This window comes from Streptomyces sp. NPDC002004 (assembly GCF_053593975.1).
On record NZ_JBSFDP010000077.1, the window covers coordinates 1 to 5,585 of the forward strand.

Annotated in this window: 2 protein-coding genes; both read left to right on the forward strand. The window is 71.2% G+C overall.

Annotated features, from left to right (window positions below):
• Positions 1 to 125 precede the first annotated feature (125 nt).
• Positions 126 to 4,034 (forward strand): Pls/PosA family non-ribosomal peptide synthetase, encoded by a 3,909-nt coding sequence (locus ACWCP6_RS37150; protein WP_450937085.1) that lies wholly within the window; start codon positions 126 to 128, stop codon positions 4,032 to 4,034.
• 52 nt (positions 4,035 to 4,086) lie between these two features.
• The gene (locus ACWCP6_RS37155) at positions 4,087 to 5,484 is read left to right on the forward strand and encodes a M1 family metallopeptidase (RefSeq protein ID WP_450937086.1); all 1,398 of its coding nucleotides are present in this window, start codon (positions 4,087 to 4,089) and stop codon (positions 5,482 to 5,484) included.
• Positions 5,485 to 5,585: the final 101 nt, after the last annotated feature.

The following is a 5,585-nucleotide window of genomic DNA, read 5'->3' on the forward strand; positions in this document are numbered from 1 at the left end:
ACGCCCCGACACCCAGCGACGAGCCCCTCGGCGTACCGGCGCTGCTGATCGCCTCGCTGCCGCTGCACGCCACCCGGTCCCCCCGTCCCGCTCGGCGGTGGAAGGGGGACAGGGACGAGGGACGCATGGTTGAGCTGGTGTCGGGGCGCAGGGTGCGGACGCAGGATCTCGTTGGCGTGATCGCCAACCCCCCTCGCGCGGTATTCGGCGGAAGTACGGCCCCCGCTGCGCGGACACTCGTGGACGTGCTGGACGCCACCGTCCTGATCCATCCGCACGAGCCGGCCCTGGACGACGGATGGACCTCGCTGAGCTACCTGGAACTCATCGGTGAGGTCGATGAACTACGAGGCCGACTGGCGTCGGCCGGGATCGGCGTGGGCGACCGCGTCGGGGTGCGGCTGCCCTCCGGCACCAATGACCTCTACGTCTGCATTCTGGCTGTACTCGCCGCGGGGGCGGCGTATGTACCGGTCGACGCGGAGGACCCGGACGAGCGGGCGGATCTGGTATTCGGTGAAGCGGGGGTGAGCGCCGTGCTGGAGGCCGGGCGGCGTCTCACCTTGACGGGCCCCGGCGCCACCGGCCGTCGGTGCCGCCCGGGCCCCGCGGATGACGCCTGGATCATCTTCACCTCCGGTTCGACCGGGAGGCCCAAAGGCGTCGCCGTCAGCCACCGCAGCGCAGCCGCCTTCGTCGACGCCGAGGCCGCGGTCTTCCTCCGGGACGAGCCGATCGGCCCGGGTGACCGGGTGATGGCCGGTCTTTCCGTCGCCTTCGATGCCTCGTGCGAGGAGATGTGGCTCGCCTGGCGGCATGGTGCCTGTCTGGTGCCCGTGACGCGTTCCCAGGTACGTGGCGGAGCAGGTCTCGGCCCCTGGCTCGCCGAGCAGGACATCACGGTCGTGTCCACGGTGCCCACGCTCGCCGCGTTGTGGCCGGCCGAGGCGCTCAACGAGGTGCGGCTGCTGGTCTTCGGCGGCGAGCCGTGTCCGCCCGAATTGGTGGAGCGGCTGGTCACCGAGGGGCGGGAGGTCTGGAACACCTACGGTCCGACCGAGGCGACCGTGGTCACCTGCGCCAGTCTGCTGACCGGGGAAGGCGAGGTCAGGATCGGCCTGCCGTTGGACGGCTGGGAGCTGGCCGTGGTGGACGAGGCCGGGACCCCGGTCGCCATGGGCGGGAGTGGTGAGCTGGTCATCGGCGGCGTCGGACTGGCGCGTTACCTGGATCGCGACAAGGACGCCGAGAAGTACCGTCCGTTGGAGTCGCTCGGTTGGCACAGGGCATACCGCAGCGGTGATCTCGTACGGGCCGAACCCGACGGTCTGGTGTTCCTGGGCCGGGACGACGAGCAGGTCAAGCTCGGTGGCCGGCGGATCGAGCTCGGTGAGGTGGACGCGGCCCTGCAGGCGCTGCCCGGTGTGAGCGGTGCCGCTGCCGCCGTCCGGACGGCACGCGGTGGCAATCCCCTGCTGGTCGGCTATGTGGTGACCCAGGAAGGCTGGGACCGCACGAAGGCCGTGGAGCGGCTGCGTGCCCAGTTGCCCGCCGCCCTGGTGCCGTTGCTCGCCCCCGTCGACGTCCTGCCCACCCGCACCTCCGGCAAGGTGGACCGGGCCGCGTTACCCTGGCCGCTGCCGCGGACGGCAGGGCCTGACCCCGGTGCCGCAGATTCGGCCGGGCAGTTCAACGGCACCGAGGCGTGGCTGGCCGAGCAGTGGCGCGAGATCCTCGGTGTGCCGGTCACCGACTCCCGGGACGACTTCTTCGCGATCGGCGGCGGCAGCCTTGCCGCCGCCCAGCTCACCACTCTGCTCCGCACTCGCTACCCGGCCACCGCCGTCCGCGACGTCTACCAGCACCCCAGCCTGCGCAAGATGGCCCGACTGCTGGAGCGTTCGGAGCAGGGCGCAAGCGGGCCTCGCCGCGTGAAGCCCGTCCCGGCACGGGCCAAGGTCGGGCAGATGCTCCTGGTGCTACCGCTCTTCACCCTGGTCGGACTGCGCTGGATGCTCGGGCTGCTGACTCTGGGCAATGTGCTGGCGTGGTACGGCAGCTATCCGTGGGCGCCGACGGCTTCTTGGTGGTGGGTGGCGGCGGGTGTCCTGCTGTTCTTCAGCCCACCGGGCAGGCTGGCGATAGCAGCGGGCGGGGCACGGCTGCTGCTTCGGGGACTGCGGCCGGGCAGCTACCCCCGCGGCGGACATGTCCATCTGCGACTGTGGACCGCGGAGCGCCTCGCGGAGCTGAGCGGGGCCGTCTGCCTGTCCGGGGCTTGGCTGGTCCGCTACGGCCGTGCGTTGGGCGCGCGTATCGGGCCGGATGTGGATCTGCACTCGCTGCCGCCGGTCACCGGGATGCTCAAGCTGGGCCGGGGGTGTGCCATCGAGCCGGAGGTGGACCTGTCCGGCTACTGGCTCGACGGGGACCGACTGGAGGTCGGTCCGGTGAAGATCGGCTCCGGCGCGGTGGTCGGGATCCGCAGCACGCTCCTCCCCGGCGCCCGGGTGGGCAAGCGGGCTCAGGTCGCTCCCGGTTCCGTCGTCAACGGCCGGGTGCCGACCGGCCAGAGCTGGGGCGGTGCGCCCGCCGTCAAGCTGGGCAAGGCCGAACGGCGGTGGCCCAAACGGCGTCCCCCGCGCCGGGCCCGGTGGGCGACCCTGTTCGGCCTGAGCGGCCCGGCGCTGGAGCTGATGCACGTGCTGGCGGGTATCCCGGCACTGGCGGTGGCGGGGTGCTTCGTCCATGCGGGGGACGGTCTCGGTGACGCCGTACGCGGAGCACTCGTCGCGCTCGTGCCCGCCACCTTGGCCTTCGGGCTGGCGTACGCCGCTCTGCTGGTCGTCGCCGTCCGGTTGCTGAGCCGTGGTCTGCATCCGGGCTGGCACCCGCTGCACGGTCGGATCGGCTGGCAGGCCTGGACCGTCAGCCAGCTCATGGATCTGGCCCGCGACACGCTCTTTCCGCTCTACGCCGGCCTCATCACTCCGGTCTGGCTGCGCATCCTGGGGATGAAGGTCGGCAGGCGCGTCGAGGTCTCCACGGTGCTGGCGCTGCCCAGTTTCACCACGGTGCGCGACGGGGCCTTCGTGGCCGATGACACCCTGCTCGCCCCGTACGAACTGGGGGGCGGGTGGCTGCGGATCGGTGCGGCCGAGATCGGCGAGCGGGCCTTCCTCGGCAACTCCGGCATGACCGCGCAGGGGCGCGCCGTCCCGGATCGGGGGCTGGTGGGGGTGCTGTCCGCCACTCCGAAGAAGGCGAAGAAGGGCAGCTCCTACCTGGGGATGCCGCCCATGCGTCTGCCGCGATCGGCCGACACCACGGATCACCGCCGGACCTACGATCCGCCGTCCCGGCTGCTCTGGGGCCGAGGACTGGTCGAAGGGTGCCGGCTTCTGCCGGTACTGGTCTCCGCCGCCCTTGGCCTGCTGGTGCTGGCCGCGCTCGCCCTCCTGTCCGGACGTGGCTCACCGGTCGTGGCGGCACTGCTGTCCGGCCTGGTGCTGCTGGCTGCGGGGAGCGCCGCCTGCGGGGTGTCCATCGGTGCCAAGTGGTTGCTGGTGGGCCGCTTCCGGCCCGGAGAACACCCTCTCTGGAGCGGCTTCGTGTGGCGTGCGGAGCTCGCCGACACGTTCGTCGAGGTGCTGGCCGTGCCGTGGCTGATCGGTGCGGTGCCGGGCACACCGTGCATGAACCTCTGGCTGCGGGCCCTGGGAGCCACCGTCGGCCGGGGTGTGTGGTGCGAGACCTACTGGCTGCCGGAAGCGGACCTGGTCACCCTCGAGGACGGGGTGAGCGTCAACCGGGGATGTGTGCTGCAGACCCACCTCTTTCACGATCGCATCATCCGGATGAACAGCGTGGTTCTCCGTGAGGGTGCCACGCTCGGCCCCGGCGGCATCGTGTTGCCCGGCAGCACGCTCGGGGCGCGCAGCACTGTCGGGCCGGCATCCCTGGCGATGGGCGCGGAATCCGTCCCGGAGGACTCCCGATGGCTGGGCAACCCGATCGAGGCCTGGCGAGAATGAGGCACGACGCGACCATGCACGATGAGCCCGCTGTCCGGGAGGAGGGAGCCTGGTGAATCCCCAGCAGTTCTCCGCTCCCGGTACGGACCCGTACTTCCCGGATCACGGTGACACCCGCTACCGGATCCTCCGCTACGAGCTCGACCTGGACTACCGGCCGATGTCCAACCGGCTCAGCGGCTCGGCCCGCCTCAGCGGGATGGCCGGTCCCGCGCCACTGGAGGAGATCTCACTCGACCTGGCCGCGTTCAGGATTCAGCGGGTGCTGGTGGACAGCCGCACCGCGCGCTACACCCACCGGGCGGGCAAGCTGCGCATCCGGCCAGCACGTGCACTCGTCCCGGGCACGGCCTTCACCGTCGAGGTGCGCTACACCGGCAACCCCAAGCCGGTGCGCAGCCCGTGGGGCGGCCTGGGCTGGGAGGAGCTGACCGACGGTGCGCTGGTGGCCAGCCAGCCGGTCGGTGCACCGTCGTGGTACCCCTGCAACGACCGGCCGGCCGACAAGGCGTCCTACCGGGTGTCGATCACCACTCCCTCCGCGTACACCGCGATTGTCGGCGGCCGGCTGCTCGCCCGTACCACCCGGGCAAGCAGCACCACGTGGGTGTACGAGCAGTCGGCCCCCACCTCCACGTACCTGGTGACCGTCTCCCTCGGCAAATACACGGCTGTACCCCTCACCGCCCCGGCGCCGGTGGACGGACGGCACACGGCGGTGCCGCAGACGGCCTATGTGCCCGCACGGCTGCTGCCGCAATTCACCGTGGACTTCGCTCGACAGACCCGCATCATGCAGTTCTTCGAGGAGGTGTTCGGGACATACCCCTTCGGGGAGTACGCGGTCGTGGTCGCCGACGAGGAACTGACCATCCCGGTGGAGGCCCAGGGCATGGCAACCTTCGGCACCAACCACCTCGACGGCGCACGCAGCTCGGAACGCCTGATCGCCCATGAACTGGCGCACCAGTGGTTCGGTAACAGCCTCTCCGTCGCCGACTGGCAGCACATCTGGCTCAACGAGGGTTTTGCCAAGTACGCGGAGTGGCTGTGGTCGGAGCGGAGCGGAGGCACAACGGTGGCCGCTCACGCCGCCGCCGCGCACCAAGCGCTGACCGTGCTTCCGCAGGACCTGCTGCTGGCCGACCCGGGCAAGCAGCTGATGTTCGACGACCGACTGTACGAACGAGGAGGGCTGACGGTCCATGCACTGCGCCGCGCCCTGGGGGAGGACCCCTTCTTCCGCATGCTCAAGGACTGGACCAGCAGGCATCGCCACGGCACCGTGACCACCGCCGACTTCACCTCGCACGCCCAGCGGTACACGGCCTCACCCCTCGACGGACTCTTCGACGCCTGGTTGCGTGAGCCCTCCCTGCCCCCACTCCCCCATTCCGCGGGGCCGCACCGCCCCACGCCCCGACAGGGCAAGCCACTCTCGCAAGGGTGACTCGCCCCCGTGCGGCCGGCCCGCCGCCCGCAGGGGCCGGCCGAACCGGGCAGCGGCTGGCCGACCGTACCGATCTTCGTCCGGTCCCACGGGTTGAACGC

Bases quoted from the DNA above. Each gene is read 5' to 3' on its own strand.
- ACWCP6_RS37150 (WP_450937085.1), top strand. From the start codon at position 126: ATGGTTGAGCTGGTGTCGGGGCGCAGGGTGCGGACGCAGGATCTCGTT.